Here is a 15,978-nt window from a genome sequence, read left to right as displayed (position 1 = left end):
CTAGTTCCCGGCCGCGTCGTAGCCGACGTGCTGGCTGAAGTGCTTTCCGTTGTAGTCCAAGGCGATGTCGAGGTCGAAGTCCTGGCCGCCCGGAGCCTCCACAGTGGACTCACCGGTGGCGAGGTTGGTGTGGATGGTGACCTCGTTCGCGCCGCCGATCGCCCCCGCGCCGCCGGTGACCGGGGCGGGCTGGGTGACGGGCTGGGTGACCGGGGCCGGCTGGGTCGGCACGGTGGCGCCGTTCTGGGCCGGGTTCACCGCGATCCAGCTGTTCGACGGGTCGAGCGGGTTGCCGTTGGCCGTCACGGGAGTCGTGGCGCCGCTGGAACCGCCGCCGGTGGCGAGCGCGGGCGGGGTGTAGTCGGTGAACGAAGGCTGCTGCGGGATCCCCACACCGCCGGGGGTGGGATTTCCTGACGACGCTGCCTGCTGCCCGGCCGGGCTCGCCACCGGCGACGGGGCCTGCGGCGCCGTGACCGGGGTGGTCCCCGCCGACGGCGTCGTCGCGCCCGTGGTGCCGGTGTCGTGGTGGAACAGCTTCTCGATCTCGCCGATGACCGTCGCCAGCTGGGTGATCTGCTGGGCGAGGTCGACCGCGCCGAGGGCCTTGAGCAGCGCGCCGATCGAGGTGATGAACGCCCGCAGCGACGCGCTCGTCCCGGTCGACAAAGCGACCGCCGCGCCGTAGGTCCACGGGTTCGACATCAGCGAGGCGACCGTCGGGTTCACCGCGGAGACGACCGCGCGGTAGGCCTCCTGCGCCGTCTTGATCAGCGTGCCCGAGATCCCGAGCAGCTCGGCGCCCTTCTGGACCACGCCGATGATCTTGGTGAGCTGGTCGAGGGAGTCGGTGATCTTCTTCAGCGCCGACTCGCTCGCCGCGCCCGACCAGATCTTGCCGAGCTGGTCGGCGGCCTTGGTGAGCTCGGTGTACATGCTCAGGAACTGCTCGGCCTTCTTGACCAGGTCGAGCACGTGCTTCGCGATCTGCTCCGGCTGGCCGGTGACGATCTGCGGCAGGATGGTGATCGGCCCGCCCGAGGACGCGGTCGCGTCCATCGCGCTGGAGTTCGGGAAAGTCAGCATCGGACCTCACAGAGTTTCATGGGGCACACGGCAGGGGATCAGACGACGGAAGCGGGCCGGTACACACTGACCTTCGCCAGTCCGCTGATGCGGGCGTCGAGGAGCCCGTGGTTGTACAGGCGGCCGCCGTCGCCGGCGACGCCGATGACCGGCTGGCGGTCGGAGAACAGCAGCGGTTCGACCACCACGACGTCCCCGCTGTGCACGCCGCCGGGGACGTCGGAGAACGTGCGGGCGGTCCCGGCGTAGACCTCGATCAGCCCGATCCGCGCCTGGTTGTCGGCGTCGCCGGCCAGCCAGTCGTTGAAGTCGGCGACCCCGTGGAAGCGGGTGTCGGTGATCGGGTGGTCGCCGAGCTTGCCGAGCTCCGCATCCCCCAGGTAGCGCAGCACGTTCCCGACCGACGACGGCTCGCCGTGGGCGCCCGCGCTGTCGTTGATCGCCAGTGTCGCCAGCTCGGACGCGTGCGAGTTCCCCCAGATCGACGCGGCCGTCGTGCCGCCGGTCGCGGAGCCGCCCCCGTAGCCGGTGGCGATGTCCTGGTCGGCCGCCTGGTAGGCGTCGGCGCTGGCCTTGACGAGCCCGTTGATCTGCTGCAGCAGCTGCAGGAGCGTGCGGACCGCGGTGATCTGGCCGGAGTGCAGCGCCGCGTTGGCGGCGGCCACCGCGCTGCCGAACGTCGCGAACGACGTCGGCTGCACGACCAGGCGTTCGAGGTCGGCCACGGCGTTGATCCCGTGGGCGATGATGCCGCCCACGTTCCCCACGGCGGAGCGCATCGCCTCGGGCTCAGCCCGGTACTCGCCGGCCATGGGTCTCCTTCCGCGGGTGGCTGCTCGGCAGAGCGTAAGTTCGTCCCCGGAAGCGGGCGGACGGCAAAAGTACCCACCGCGAGCGGGCGGTGAGTGGCCAAAATACCGGGCAGAGCCACCTCGATCTGGAGCTTTCACCGCATGAGCCTGACGCCCGAGCGCCCCACCGAGATCGTGCTGCAGTCGCCGCCGATGCTGCCGAAGAGCTCGTCCGGCGGGATGATGCAGCTGATGATGTTCCTGCCGATGATGCTCGGCATGGGCGCGATGTCGTTCGTCTACATCGGACGCGACGGCGGCGTGATGACCTACATCTTCGGCGCGCTGTTCATCTGCGCCATGGGCGGCATGGTCGTGATGTCGCTGGGCCGCGGCGGCATGGCGAAGAAGGCGCAGATCAACGACGAGCGCCGCGACTACCAGCGGTATCTCACCGGCCTGCGCGGCCAGGTCCGGGACATCGCCGACGGCCAGCGCGCCGCGATGGTCGCCGTCCAGCCCGACCCGGCCGACCTGTGGGCCTACGTCGAGACCGGGCAGCTGTGGGACCGGCGGCGCACCGACTCGCAGTTCGCGCAGGTCCGCGCCGGTACCGGGCCGCAGCGGCTGGCGACGCCGCTGAAGGCCCCGCAGACCGTGCCGCTGGAGGACCTGGACCCGGTCTCCTCGACCAGCCTCAAGCACTTCATCCGCACCTACTCGACGGTAGACGGCCTGCCGGTGGCGCTGTCGCTGCGGTCGTTCGCCGCGGTGACCCTGGCCGGGCGGCGCCCGGACGTGCTGGGCCTGACGCGGTCGCTGCTGTGCCAGCTCGCCACCTTCCACTCCCCCGCCGACCTGCGGATCGCGCTGTGCGTGCCGCCGGACCGGCAGCACGACTGGGAGTGGGCGAAGTGGCTGCCGCACGCGACGGCGGCGACGGCGTCCGACGCGGTCGGCTCGCGACGGCTGGCCGCCGAGGCGGCGGCCCCGCTGGCCGAGCTGCTCGGCCCGGACCTCGGCGAGCGGCCGGTGTTCGGCCGCCGCGCGGCGAGCGAGCTCGACCTGCCGCACCTGGTCGTGGTCGTCGACGGCGGCAACGCCCACGGCGAGCCCCGGCTGATCGGCGAGGACGGCCGCCTCGGCGTCACGGTGATCGAGATCGGCTCGGAGCACCCGCGGACGTTCTCGACCGAGAAGCTGCTCAGCCTGCACACCACGCCGGACTCGCTCGGCATGGTCGTCGGCGACGCGACCGAGCAGCGGCTCGGCTTCCTCGGCCGCCCGGACGTGCTCGACCGCGGCGCCGCCGAGGCGCTGGCCCGGATGCTGACGCCGTTGCACACCCCCGCCGCGGTCGTCGGCGAGGCGCCGATGTCGGCGACGTTCGGGCTGTCCGGGCTGCTCGGCATCGGCGACCCGCGCGACACCGACACCGCCGTCACCTGGGCGCCGCGCGCGGCGCGGGACCGGCTGCGGATCCCGCTGGGCGTCAACCCCGAGGGCCGTCCGGTGGACCTGGACCTCAAGGAGTCGGCCGAGGGCGGGATGGGCCCGCACGGCCTGGTCATCGGCGCGACCGGGTCGGGCAAGAGCGAGCTGCTGCGGACGCTGGTGACGGCGCTGGCCGTGATGCACTCGTCGGAGACGCTGAACCTGGCGCTGATCGACTTCAAGGGCGGCGCGACGTTCGCCGGGATGACCGGGCTGCCGCACACCTGCGCCGTCATCACGAACCTGTCCGACGACCTCGCGCTGGTCGACCGCATGGCCGACGCCCTCAACGGCGAGCTGCTGCGGCGGCAGGAGCTGCTGCACGCGGCCGGGAACTACGCGTCCGTGCGCGACTACGAGAAGGCCCGCGCGGACGGCGCGCCGCTGGACCCGCTGCCGTCGCTGCTGGTGATCATCGACGAGTTCAGCGAGCTGCTGTCGGCGCGTCCGGAGTTCATCGACCTGTTCGTCGCGATCGGCCGGCTCGGGCGCTCGCTCGGGATCCACCTGCTGCTGGCGTCGCAGCGGCTGGAGGAGGGCCGGCTGCGCGGGCTGGACTCGCACCTGTCCTACCGCGTCGGCCTGCGGACGTTCTCCGCCGCGGAAAGCCGCGCGGTGCTGGGGGTCGCCGACGCCTACCACCTGCCGCCGGTGCCGGGTTCGGCGTACCTGAAGGCCGACACCGACACGCTCATCCGGCTCAAGGCGGCCTACGTCTCGGGTGAGCTGCCGCCGCGCAGCACGGTCGTCCGCGAGGACGGCCAGGAGCTGGGCGTGCTGCCGTTCTCGCTGGCTCCCGTCGAAATCCCGGTGACGACCGAGCTGTCGGAAACCCCCGCCGCCGACGGCACCGGCGAGACGATCATCCACGCGATGCTGTCCCGGCTGGAGGGCAAGGGGCCCGCGGCGCACCAGATCTGGCTGCCGCCGCTGAACGAGCCGCCGACGCTGGACCAGCTGCTGCCGCCGCTGGGCGAGGACGCCGCGCGCGGCCTGTGCCCGCTCGGCTGGGGCGGCAACGGCAAGCTGACCATCCCGGTCGCGCTGGTGGACAAGCCGTTCGAGCAGCGCCGCGACCTGCTGTGGGCCGACTTCTCCGGGGCCGGCGGCCACGCGCTGATCGTCGGCGCCCCGCAGACCGGCAAGTCGACGCTGATGAAGGACATCGCGGGCATGCTCGCGCTGACGCACACCCCGGCCGAGGTGCAGCTGTTCATCCTCGACATGGGTGGCGGCGCGCTCGCGCCGATCGCGGGGCTGCCGCACACGTCCGGCTACGCGACCCGCCGTGACGCGCAGCGCTGCCGCCGCGTCGTCGCCGAGCTGACGACACTGCTCGAACAGCGTGAGGAGTTCTTCGCCGCCAACGGGATCGAGTCGATCACGACGTTCCGGCAGCGCCGCGCGGAGTTCACCGAGAGCACCGACGGCCGCGAGTTCGGCGACGTCTTCCTGTTCGTGGACAACTGGACCACGATCCGGCAGGAGTACGAGCAGCTGGAGGAGCAGATCACCGGGCTGGCCGCGCGCGGGCTCGGGTTCGGCATCCACGTGATCGTCTCGCTCAACCAGTGGATCGGCGTCCGCGCGCAGCTGCGCGACGCCATCGGCACGCGCTTCGAGCTGCGCCTGGGCGACCCGATGGACTCCTCGATCGACCGCAAGGTCGCGGTCAACGTCCCCGCCGACCGCCCCGGGCGCGGCATCACCGCGGAGAAGCTGCACTTCCTCGCCGCGCTGCCGCGGATCGACAGCGACCAGCGCCCGGAGACGATCGGCGCGGGCGGCGTCGACCTGACGCGCCGGATCTCCGAGGCGTGGAAGGGCCCGCGCGCGCCGCAGGTCCGGCTGCTGCCGCCGGAGGTCCCGCTGGACACGCTGGCCGCAGGCCCGGCTCGCCAAGTGACCTTGGGCATCGCGGAGTCGACGTTGCGCCCGGTGTACCTGGACTTCGCGGCAGACCCGCACTTCGTGGCCTTCGGCGACGTCGAGTCGGGCAAGTCTTCGCTGCTGCGCGCGATAGCCCGGGGCATCACGTCGAAGTACACCCCGGCCGAGGCGGCGATCATCGTCGCGGACTACCGCCGCGGCCTGCTCGGCGCGGTGTCGGAGGAGCACCTCCTGGGCTACGCGGGCGCCGAAGGCAAGCTGACGGAGCTGATCACGGACTGCGCAACGGCGATGCGCAACCGCCTCCCGGGCCCGTCGGTGACCCCGGAGCAGCTGCGGAACCGGTCCTGGTGGCGGGGTCCGGAGCTGTTCGTCCTGGTGGACGACTACGAGCTGGTGGCGACGGTGGGGCGGAACCCGCTGCAGCCGTTGCTGGAGTTCCTGCCGCAGGCCCGCGACATCGGGTTGCACGTGATCATCGTCCGGGGTTCGGGAGGAGCGGGCCGGGCGTTGTTCGAGCCGGTGCTGCAGCGGCTCCGGGAGCTGGGTTCGCCAGGGTTGATCATGTCGGGCACGAAGGACGAAGGGGCGTTGCTGGCGGACGTCAAGCCGTCACCGCAGCCTCCGGGCCGGGGCACGCTGGTATCGCGGCGGCACGGGACGGGGCTGGTTCAGGTGGCGTGGACCAAGCCCGTGGATTCCTGACAAGGCGAAGGCCCTCCCCGGGCGAACCCGGGAAGGGCCTTCACAAGTCGCTCAATCCACGTACAGCGGATCGTCCTCGACGCGCACGGACAGCGATTCGACCTCCGCCTCACCGGGTTCGAGCACGAGCTCCGCGCTCGAACCCCGGACGGTGACCGGCCTGCCGTCCAGCCCGAGCCCGGCGGCGAGCGCCGTCGCGACCCGGCGCAGGCCGTCCTCCTCGGCCTCGCCTTCGACGGCCGGAACCGCCGAAAGCAGGGCCACTTCACAGAGTTCGTCGGATCGCCCGGCGGCGCGCGCCGACACGACCTGGACCACCGACGCACGGGTCGCCGCCACGATCGGCGCGCACCGGTCGAGTGCCCGCCCCGGATCCGCGACCGGCAGCCGCAGGTGCACCCGTGACACGAGGTCCGAGTCCGCGCGCGGGGTGAAGTCGGGCCGCGTCACGTAGGTCGCGGCCCGCGTTTCCCCGCCTCCCGGTGCGGCCAGCAGGCCGTAGACGAGGTAACCGCCGACCTCCCGGTCGTCGAACGGCAGGTCGGCGTACCCCCCTTCGCCCGGCTTGCCGTGGATCTCGAGCGCGCCCACGTCGAGCCGGTACTCGAGCGCTACCGGCAGGACGGCCCGCCGCAGTGCCTCTTCCGGGCTTTCCGCCTCGGCCACCGGGCAGGACAGGAAGAGGGAGACCGTGAACCCCTTCCGTCCCCCCTCCGGGTCGGCGCGGCGGATCTCCCACGCGGAAGCCCCGAACTCGGCGGCCGGCGGCCGGCACACGGCCACCGCTTTTCCGAATTCTTCGGTTTCGACGTTGAGCAGGAGATTCGCCACGACGTCCGATTCACGGAACCTCATTTGTGCGTTACACGTCCCTCGGGAGAAATGTTGGCGTGTCCGTCGTCCTTGGCGAAGTAATCCATCTTACCATTGCCGTTCTCGATCTGGACGTCCCATTCGGACTTGTTCGGGTCCCACCGCCAGCCGTTGCCGTACGCGTCTTCGTACATGCCGTTGCGCTTGGGCTTGGCCGGGTTGAAGTGCGGCGGCGGGACGAACCGGATCGGCCCCATGGTCGGCAGCCGGGCGTCCTTGAGGACCCGCAGGAACTCCGGCCCCTTGCCACTGAGGAACGCCTCCGCGTCCCGCTGCATGGCATTCATCACGCCGAGCGCGCGATTGGCGTGGTCGGGGGAAAGGCCCTTCAGGTTGTGCCCGATGTTTTCGATGAATCCCGGCCGGCCGAGGTAGGGCGCCAGGGACCCGAAGACCTTTTCGATCCGGCGGACGGCCTTGGCGAGGTCCGCACCGGCACCGAGGCCCGGGATGGCTCCGACGGCCGACATGGCCACGCCGGACCAGTCGCCCTGGAACAGGCTCATCAGCCCCGAGCCGATGTCGCTGATCGGCGTGGGGTCGAACATGCTCGCCAGGTCGACGAGCAGGCCGGCGAGGTCGGCGAGCGACATGCCGCCGCCGAGGACCATCTCCACCGGCACGACCGGGTCGGCCTCCCCGGCCGGCTGAGAGGGCACCTGCACCGGGTTCTCGCGCTGTGCCTTCGCCTCCGCGTCGCGCTTGTCGGAGTAGATCTTCAACGCGTCCGCGGCGGCCTGTGCCGCCTCGTCGGCCGACTTGCCCGCGGCGATCGCCGAAGCGCGTGCCTGCTCCGCCGATTCCTGGGCTTCGGCCGCGTAGACCCGGGCCCGGGCCGCCGACGACGACGCCTCGGAAGCCGACTGCTCCGCCGACCGCGCCGACGCCTGTGCCTCGTTCGCCGCGTCACGAGCCTGCCGAGCCGACTGCGCGGCGGCGTCCGCGGACGCCTGAGCGTCGACAGCGGCCTGCTTGGCCTGGGCGGCGGCCGTCTTGGCGTCCTCCGCCGCGGCGTGCGCCTGGTCGGCGTAGAACTGCGCGTCACCGGCCGCGTTGCTGGCCACCGCGGCCGCGCGCGCCGCTTCCGCGGCACTCGCCCGGGCCTCGGCCGCCAGCCGGGCCGCCTCGGCAACGTAGCGCCGCACTTCGGCCGCGTGGGTCGCGGCGTCGAAGTCCATCCGCTGGGCCTTGAACTGCCCGACCTGGATGAAGATCCGCAGGAACGACGGCGGGCCCGAGAGTGCGACCTGCCCCGCGGCCTTGACCTGCGGCCCGCCGGTGCTGATGATCCGGCCGACGCTGATCCGGTCGTCGTGTTCGGCCGCGGCGTACTGGCCCGTGGCGAGGAAGCTGTCGACGTCCGCCGGGGTGCCGTTCAGCGCCTGCTGCGCGGCGTCCTTCGTGGCGGGACCGCCGGTGCTCATGATCCGGCCGACCCGGACGCGGTCGTCGGCGACCTTGCCGTCGTAGTACTGGGTGCGAAGGAACTCCTGGACACCCGGGTAGGCGCCGAACAGGGCAGTCTCCGCAGCGGTCTTCTTCGCCGTCTTGTCCGCCGAGTCGGCCAGGAAGGCGACGCGCGCGCGATCGTCCTGCTCTCCCGCGACCTGCCGCTGGGTCCGGACGAACGCCAGCACGTCGGCGTCGGTTCCGGCCAGGGCCGCCTCCGCCGCCGCCCGCGTCCAGGACCCACCCGTCCGGCGCAACTGGACCGCGATCCTGCGGCCGTCGGTCACCTTGGTGGCGGTCGGGGTGTCCGCCGCGCCGGCCTCCGCGATCAGCCGCTGGGTCTCCTGGTCGAGCCGGGCCGCCTCGGCTGCGTCCCACTCGGCGTCGGCCCGCCTGGTGTCGTAGACCTGCTTGGCCTGCGTGGCGAACCCGGTCGCCTCCACGGTGTCGTTCGCGAGCCGGTCGGCCTCGCTCCGCCGGGCGGTCTCCTCGATGTTCGCGGCTTCCGTGGCCGCCGCCGACGCGGCTTCCGCGGCACGCAGTGACGCCTCGGCGTGCTTGGTCGCCTCCTTGGCCGCGTCCTGGGCCTCACCGGCGTGCTGGGCGGCTTCCTCGGCGGCGGCCGCCGCCGCCTCCGCGTGCCCGGCCGCGGACCTGGCCGCCCTTGCGGCTTCCGCCGCGGCCGCGGCGGACTGGTTCGCGAACGACTGGGCGGCGTCGGCGGCCCGGTTGGCCTCGGCGGCCTTCCGTTTCGCCGTCGCCGCCGCGTTGCGAGCCCGCTGGGCCTCCGCTCCGGCGGAACCCGCGTAGCCGGCGGCCTGGTCGGCGGCGGCCGCGGCGGCGTCGGCGTTCGCTCCGGCGCTCTTGGCCGAGCCGGCCGCCGAAGCCGCGTTCACCGCGGCGGAGCCGGCCGCGGTCGCCGCGTCCGCCGCGAGGTTCGCGGCGGCGGCGACCGCCCTGGCGTCGACCGCGGCCTGGCGGGCGGCGTCGGCCCGGCCCGCGTCACCGGCCGCCGCGGCGGCCGCGTTGCGCGCCCGGACCGCGGCCTGTCCCGCGGCCGCGGCGGCGGAAGCGGCCTTGGCCGCGGCGTTCGCCGCGACCCGCGCGGCCTGGTTCGCCGCGTTCGCCGCCGCGATCGCGGCCTGTGCCGCGTCCGCCGCGCGCTCCGCCGAGTCGGCCGCGCGACCGGCCGCTTCGGCGGCCCGGGAGGCGTCGTTCTTGGCCGCTTCGGTCTCCTGAGCGGCCCGCTGAGCCGCTTCCTTGGCCAGCCGGGACGCCTCGACCGCGCGAGCCGAAGCTTCCTGGGCCGCCTCGGTTTCCCGTGCCGCCTCTTCTCCGGACTCCTTCGCCAGCCCCGCCAGCTGCGCCACGGACGTCGTCTCCTGGTCACGGGCGCGGGCGATGTACTGGCCGCTCCGGAGGAACTCCTTGACGTCGTCCGCCGAACCCGTGAGCGCGATCTGGGCCGCCTGCCGGACGTTCGGGCCGCCTTCGGCCATGATCCGGCCGACGAGCACGCGGTTGTCACGCTCGGCCGGTTCGTACTGGCCTGCGCTCAGGAACTGCCAGACGTCCTCGACGGTGCCGTTCAGCGCGGCCTGCGCCGCCTCGCGAACGCCACGGCCGCCCTGGCTCATGATCTGGCCGACCCGCACCCGCAGGTCCCGCTCGAGCGGGACGCGCCAGCCGTCGGCGAGGAACGCCTGCACGTCCGCCGGAGATCCGCTCAACGCGGCCTGCGCCGCCTCACGCAGCCCACGGCCGCCGGTGCTCAGGATCTGGCCCACCCGGACCCGGTCGTCCTGCACCCGCGCCGTGGTCTCCCCGGTGCGCAGGAATTCGGCGACCTCGGCGTCGGAGCCCGTCAGCGCGATCTCCGCCGCCCGGACCGTACCCGGCGTGCCGGTCCGCACGATCTCCAGCACCCGCGCCCGATCGGACGCGCCGGCCGCCGGGGTGTCGGCGACGGCGACCGGCCCGGCACCCGCGGTTCCAGCCACCAGTGCGCCGACCGTAGCCAGCACAACAAGGGCGCGCCGTCCCGGCACGCCGACAAATCTGATTCCCACCCTGCTCGGACCCCCTCGAAATGAACTGCCGATGATCAGGCCAGCCGACGATAGCGGCCGCGCCGATCCGGGCACCAGAGGCCGTCGATTCTCTCACCCCGTTGTCGGCACCGTTCCGTTGTCAATCCGCCGATCGTCGGCAGAATGCGGTCCACAATGACGATCACCGGTCGCGTAGCGCACACCGGAAAACGTTAGCCAATCAAGATAAATTGTGACCAAAGTCATAGTTATGTAACCTTTACCCTCGCGGGGTTCTTTTCTTCGGAGGCCACATCTACGGTGTCCTTCAGGGGGGCGGTCTGTTGTGCCATGCATTCGCCTGGGCACCGTTTCCCGTTTTCTCACCACGGAGGAACGGTTCATCGTGCATTCTGCTTCCCGACGTCTCGCCACCTTCGGCGCCGCCGTGCTCGGTCTGTCCGCCCTGGTCACCTCGGTTTTCACCACCTCGGCCGGCGCCGCGGGCGCAGCCGGCGCGACAGCCGCGGACGACGGCCCGCCGCCGATCGTCGAAACCTACGACTACCCCGGCGCGGACCGCATTCTCGCTGAACGGAACATCACCCTCCTCAAGGGTGACGGGCACATCCTGCTCGTGGACTGCGCGAGCGGTGGCAACCTTATCGTCGTCCAGAGTTACAAAATCAAGGGCGGTGACGCCTGTTTCCGCGTGACCGGCACGCCCGGATACCTGACCATGCAGATCCCCGAGACCTATTTCATCAAGGGTGACGGTCACACCGCGAAAGCGACGTTGACGGCCAAGAGCACGACGGAAACCGTGGACATCCAGCCGGGGCAGTGGACACCGGTCGGCGAATCGCTGCCGAACCACGACCCGGCCGCGCTTCTCGAGATTCGAGTGACGGCTTAAAGGAATACGTCACACGACCTTTCGAAGAAAAGGAACCCATGACGAACTCCCGGACCGCCGTGGTCTTCACCGCGGCGGTCGCTTGCTGTCTCCTGACCGCCGTACCCGCCGAAGCGCTGTCCGGCGGCACCGCCGTCCCGGCCGGCACCCACCCGTTCCTCGCCCGGATCACCACTCCGACCAAGGCCTGCTCCGGCTCGCTGATCGACCCGTCGTGGCTGCTCACCTCGGCGACCTGCCTGACCGCGACCGAGTCCGGTGCGTCGAGCGAAGCCGCCGGCATCACCGTCGGCGACGTCGTCACGACGGTGGCCAAAGTCGTCCGCAACCCGGGCCGGGACGTCGTCCTCGCGAAGCTGGCCGCTCCGGCGACCGGGGTCGCGCCGGTGACCGTGGCCACCACCGCGCCGCAGGCCGGGGAAACCCTGCAGGTGGCCGGGTTCGGGCGGACCACGACCGACTGGGTGCCCGCACGGCCGCGTGTCGCGCCGTTCACCGTGTCCGGTGTGACCGGGGCTTCGGTGGCTGTCTCGTCGGCCGGCGGGGTCGACACCTGCAAGGGTGACGCCGGTGGCCCGGCCTTCCGCCTCAACGGCGGGACCGCCGAGCTCGTGGCGCTCAGCAGCGCGTCGTGGCAGCACGGCTGCCTCGACGTCACCGAAACCCGCCAGGGCAGCGTGGAAACCCGCGTCGACGACCTCGGTGACTGGATCCGCCGGCACGTCGTGCCGACGCCGGTGTCGTGCTCGCCCGCCGCGGTCTGGACCGCCCGCGCCGACGGCAGCCTGTGGCGCTACGTCCACTTCGCCGCCGCCGACGGCGGGCTGACCTGGACGACCCCGGACGCCCCGGTCGGCTCTGGCTGGACCGGCCGGGTGCTGGCCGGTAAGGACGGCGTGATCTGGGACATCCACCGCAGCAACGGTTCCGCCGACCCGTACCCGGGCGGCGCGCTCAAGCGCTGGGGGTACTCGCCCACCGCCGGCTGGAGCGGCGGCGGCCAGGTCGGCAGCGGCTGGGAACGCTACCTCACCCCGGAGTACGCGCACCGGATCACCGTCGACCAGCGGAACCGGATCTTCATGATCGACGACCAGAACCGGCTGAAGGTCTACCTCTGGGACGACGCCACGGGCTGGTGGGTCAACGGCGTCGGCGACGTCCTCGACACGGGCTGGAACCGGTTCGACTCGATCACCGCAGCCGGCGACGGCGTGCTGTACGCCCGGAAGCCGACCGGGGAGCTCTTCCGCTTCCAGTACGACTTCGCGACGTCGGCGTGGGCCCAGAAGGACAAGCCGGTCGGCGTCGGCTGGCAGATGTTCAGCGAGATCTTCTCGCCGGGCGCCGACATCCTGTACGGCCGCGGCAGCACGGGGACCATCCCGTGGACCGGCCAGCCCGGGCCGGTCCTGCGCTGGTACCGCTACTCCGACAACACCGACAGCTGGGCCCCGTCGGGCCCCGACCACATGGGCGTGACCGTCGGCTCGGGCTGGGACACCGAGATCCACGTCACCGCCGCGCCCGACTCCTGCAAGCTCACCGACTGACCCCGGAACGGATCTGCATGCGCACGCACTCCCGAAGGACCGCGACGGTCTCGGCGGCGGTGATCGCGGCCGGCCTGCTGGCCGCGATCCCCGCGGCCGCCGTCCCCGGCGCCGCCGCCGCGAACGCCGGTTTCACCGCCAAGATCACCACGGACGGCCGCGCCTGCAGCGGCGCGCTCGTCGAACCCGCGCTCGTCCTCACGGCGGCGAGCTGCTTCCCCGCGAACCCGCCGGCCGCGCCGGTCACCGTCACCGTCGGGAGCCACGTCGCGAAGGTGACGGCGGTGATCCCGCGCACCGACCGCGACGTCGCGCTGGTCCGGCTCGACACCCCGATCACCGACGTCACGCCGCTCGCGCTCAGCGCGGCCGCGGGCGTGCCGGGCGCATCGGACCAGCTGACGCTCACCGGCTGGGGCCGGACGGCCACCGAATGGGTGCCGGACCAGGCCCACGGCAGCACGTTCACGGTCGCGGCGAGCAGCGCCACGACGCTGTCGCTGACCGGGACGAACGACGCCTGCAAGGGCGACGCGGGCGCCCCGGTCTACCGCGCGGACGGCACCCTCGCCGCGGTGGCCGGCCGGTCCTGGCAGCACGGCTGCTTCGGCGAAACCGAAACCCGCCAGGGCACGACCGCCGCCCGGGCCGACGACCTGAGCGGCTGGATCCGCGACGAGGCGATCGTCGGCACGGCGAAGGCGGTCGGCCACGGCGTCACGCTGTCGTGGACCCCGGTCGCCGGTGCCGCGACGTACTCCGTGTACGCCAGCTCCAACGGCCCGGCGGTCTTCAGCGCGGAGCAGCTGATCGGGACGACGTCCGGCACGACGCTGCTGCACTCGGCGACGGCCCGGAAGACCTGGCACTATCTGGTCATCGCGTCCACCGGGGTCTCGAGCGCGCAGTTCACGGCGACCACCGGCGCCCGCTCGGCCAGCGACTTCACCGGCGACGGCAAGGACGACATCGCCACCTTCACCCGCGACGCCACCGGTAGCGTCTTCGTCGCGGGCTCGGACGGCACCAAGTTCGTCGGCACCACCGCCCAGTGGGGCAGCACCCTCGGGGCCGGCTCCGAGATCCCGCTGAGCGGCGACTTCAACGGTGACGGCAAGGTCGACGCCGTCGTCTTCAAGCGCGGCACGAGCGGCGACGTCGTCGTCGCGCTGTCCGACGGCACGAAGTTCGGGCCCGCCACCCTCTGGCACGACTTCTTCGACATCAACGACGAGATCCCCGCCATCGGCGACTTCAACGGCGACGGCAAGGACGACATCGCGGCCTTCAAGCGCGGCAGCACCGCCGACGTGATCGTGTCGCTGTCCGACGGCACCAAGTTCGGCACCGCCACCCTCTGGCACGACCACTTCGGCATCGGCAGCGAGCTGCCGTACGTCGGGGACTTCAACGGGGACGGCAAGGACGACATCGCGGTGTTCACCCGCGGCACGGCCGGCGACGTCTTCGTCGCCCTGTCGGACGGCTTCAAGTTCACCGGCGACGGCGTCAAGTGGCACGACAACTTCGCCTTCAACGACGAGGTCCCGGCCATCGGCGACTTCAACGGCGACGGCAAGGACGACATCGCCACCTTCACCCGCGGCACGGCCTCGGACGTCTTCGTCGCGCTGTCGGACGGCACCAAGTTCGTCGGCACCACGGTCAAGTGGCACGACCACTTCGCGATCGACGGCGAGGTGCCCGGCGTCGGCGACTTCGACGGCGACGGCAAGGCCGAGATCGTGACGTTCACCCGCGGCACCGCGGCGGACGTGTTCGTCTCGCCCTCCGACGGCACGAAGTTCGTCGGCAACAGCGTCAAGTGGCACGACAACTTCGCCTACAACAGCGAGGTCCCGGTACCCCGGGCGATCGAGCTGCTCTAGCCGGTGTCCCCTTCCCCCGGGACGCGCGTCCCGGGGGAAGGGTCCGACGCCGCCGCGATCATCACCGGCTCCTCCGGGTCACTGCCGGTCCAGCTCCCAGCCGGCCAGCAGCACCTGCCACCGTTCGTTGATCACCTCGGGCTCCGCGATCGGGTTCATGTCGGGGTTGAAGTACACGAAGATGTCCCGGGTCCTGGTGAAGGAGATCCCGGCTTCCTCCTGAAGGATCCGCAGGAACCCGCCGGGTGAGAGCTTTCCTCCGGCGCGCCTCTTCAGGTGTTCGAGGAGGTCGAGGAACGGAGTCCCCGCGACGACCATCTCCCGTATCCCGGGCTCTTCCGTCGGCATCGTGTCCTCCTGCGGGCGAGAAACTCCGGCTCGGCATTGTGCAGTGACCGTATCCGCCGAGGAGCACCCTGCTCGAAATCGTCGCCACGACCTGACGACGGTGACCGTCGGCGAGTTACCGACTTCGGTAGGTACCCGGAAACCTTCCACGAACTTACGTTTGTGCTCGTTGCCCGGATTCGGGGCGACATCCGGATCACCTGGCCGAAGGGCATTTTCATGCGAATGTCGAGGGCTTCGAGGGCTGCTGCGGCGGTCGGTGCCGCCGCCGCGGCGTTGAGCTTGGTCTCCGCGGGTGTCGCGGACGCCCAGCAGGACATCATCGGCGGGAGCACGGTCTCCTCCGCGCCGTGGGGCGCCCAGATCTACTGGAACAACGTCACCACCTACGGCGGCTTCGAGTGCTCCGGGACGATCATCGCCCCGCAGTGGGTGCTCACCGCCCAGCACTGCCTGAACTCGCCCGGCATGCACGTGAAGGTCGGCAACGTGACCCTCCAGCAGGGCACGAACGCCGTCGTCGACCAGCAGAAGGCCTCGCCCAACGGCGACATCGCGCTGCTGCACCTGTCGACCGCGGTGAACACCACGTTCATGAAGCTCGGCACCGGCAACCCGCCGTCCGGGGCCACCAACCAGATCTACGGCTGGGGCCGCACGCAGGGCACCAGCCCGCCGTCGAGCACGCTGAAGACCGCCAACGTCCGCGTCACCGGCACCAGCACGGACGCCTTCGGCGGCACGGCGATCGCCAGCCAGGGCGTCAACGGCGCGGCCTGGCACGGCGACTCGGGCGGCCCGGAGCTCTACAACGGCGTCCAGGTCGGCGTCTGCTCCACGGGCAACAACTCCGGTTCGAACCCGCAGGGCACGCAGAACTACGCGAGCGTCGCGTCGAGCCGCAGCTGGATCCGCACCACCGCGGGCGTCTGAGCCCGCCGCCGTGACGGCCTC

The 15,978-nt window shown here is 71.8% G+C and carries 10 protein-coding genes; 5 read left to right on the top strand and 5 right to left on the bottom strand.

The genetic code is table 11. From position 1 onward, the window contains the following. Positions 1-1,086, bottom strand: a complete 1,086-nt coding sequence (locus tag VA596_RS34510; protein ID WP_323332660.1) for a WXG100 family type VII secretion target — start codon at positions 1,084-1,086, stop codon at positions 1-3. 38 nt (positions 1,087-1,124) lie between these two features. Further along, complete coding sequence (locus VA596_RS34505; protein WP_323332658.1) at positions 1,125-1,898, bottom strand: WXG100 family type VII secretion target; 774 nt, start codon at positions 1,896-1,898, stop codon at positions 1,125-1,127. A gap of 141 nt (positions 1,899-2,039) precedes the next feature. Here VA596_RS34505 and eccCa point away from each other — a divergent pair, with 141 nt between their 5' ends. Beyond that, on the top strand, positions 2,040-5,966 hold the full coding sequence (gene eccCa, locus VA596_RS34500; protein WP_323332656.1) for a type VII secretion protein EccCa: 3,927 nt from the start codon (positions 2,040-2,042) through the stop codon (positions 5,964-5,966). A 51-nt stretch (positions 5,967-6,017) separates the two neighbouring features. On the opposite strand, the gene VA596_RS34495 is transcribed toward eccCa, so the two are convergent. After that, the gene (locus VA596_RS34495) at positions 6,018-6,821 is read right to left on the bottom strand and encodes a hypothetical protein (protein WP_323332655.1); all 804 of its coding nucleotides are present in this window, start codon (positions 6,819-6,821) and stop codon (positions 6,018-6,020) included. Next, complete coding sequence (locus VA596_RS34490; protein WP_323332653.1) at positions 6,818-10,288, bottom strand: polymorphic toxin type 17 domain-containing protein; 3,471 nt, start codon at positions 10,286-10,288, stop codon at positions 6,818-6,820. The genes VA596_RS34495 and VA596_RS34490 overlap by 4 nt, the downstream gene beginning before the upstream one ends. A 436-nt stretch (positions 10,289-10,724) precedes the next feature. Between VA596_RS34490 and VA596_RS34485 the strand changes: the two genes are divergently transcribed. Genes VA596_RS34485 through VA596_RS34475 form a run of 3 tightly spaced genes read left to right on the top strand, consistent with a single transcriptional unit; the run spans position 10,725 to position 14,676 of the window. Then, positions 10,725-11,234: a hypothetical protein gene (locus tag VA596_RS34485; RefSeq protein WP_323332651.1), complete on the top strand. Its 510-nt coding sequence runs from the start codon at positions 10,725-10,727 to the stop codon at positions 11,232-11,234. Positions 11,235-11,272: 38 nt separating this feature from the next. Further along, positions 11,273-12,787: a tachylectin-related carbohydrate-binding protein gene (locus VA596_RS34480; RefSeq protein WP_323332650.1), complete on the top strand. Its 1,515-nt coding sequence runs from the start codon at positions 11,273-11,275 to the stop codon at positions 12,785-12,787. Between the two features lie 17 nt (positions 12,788-12,804). Then, entirely contained in the window at positions 12,805-14,676 is a 1,872-nt protein-coding gene (locus VA596_RS34475; protein WP_323332648.1) for an FG-GAP-like repeat-containing protein, read from the top strand. Between the two features lie 78 nt (positions 14,677-14,754). On the opposite strand, the gene VA596_RS34470 is transcribed toward VA596_RS34475, so the two are convergent. Beyond that, positions 14,755-15,024, bottom strand: coding sequence for a hypothetical protein (locus tag VA596_RS34470; protein ID WP_323332646.1), 270 nt, complete (start codon positions 15,022-15,024; stop codon positions 14,755-14,757). A 225-nt stretch (positions 15,025-15,249) separates the two neighbouring features. Between VA596_RS34470 and VA596_RS34465 the strand changes: the two genes are divergently transcribed. After that, on the top strand, positions 15,250-15,957 hold the full coding sequence (locus VA596_RS34465; RefSeq protein ID WP_410171950.1) for a S1 family peptidase: 708 nt from the start codon (positions 15,250-15,252) through the stop codon (positions 15,955-15,957). Positions 15,958-15,978: the final 21 nt, after the last annotated feature.

The sequence above is a fragment of the Amycolatopsis heterodermiae genome (genome assembly GCF_034929455.1).
In the GTDB taxonomy this organism is placed as follows: Bacteria; Actinomycetota; Actinomycetes; order Mycobacteriales; family Pseudonocardiaceae; genus Amycolatopsis; species Amycolatopsis heterodermiae.
The sequence above is the reverse complement of the archived record's forward strand: the minus strand, read 5'-3'. Positions and strand labels throughout refer to the sequence as shown.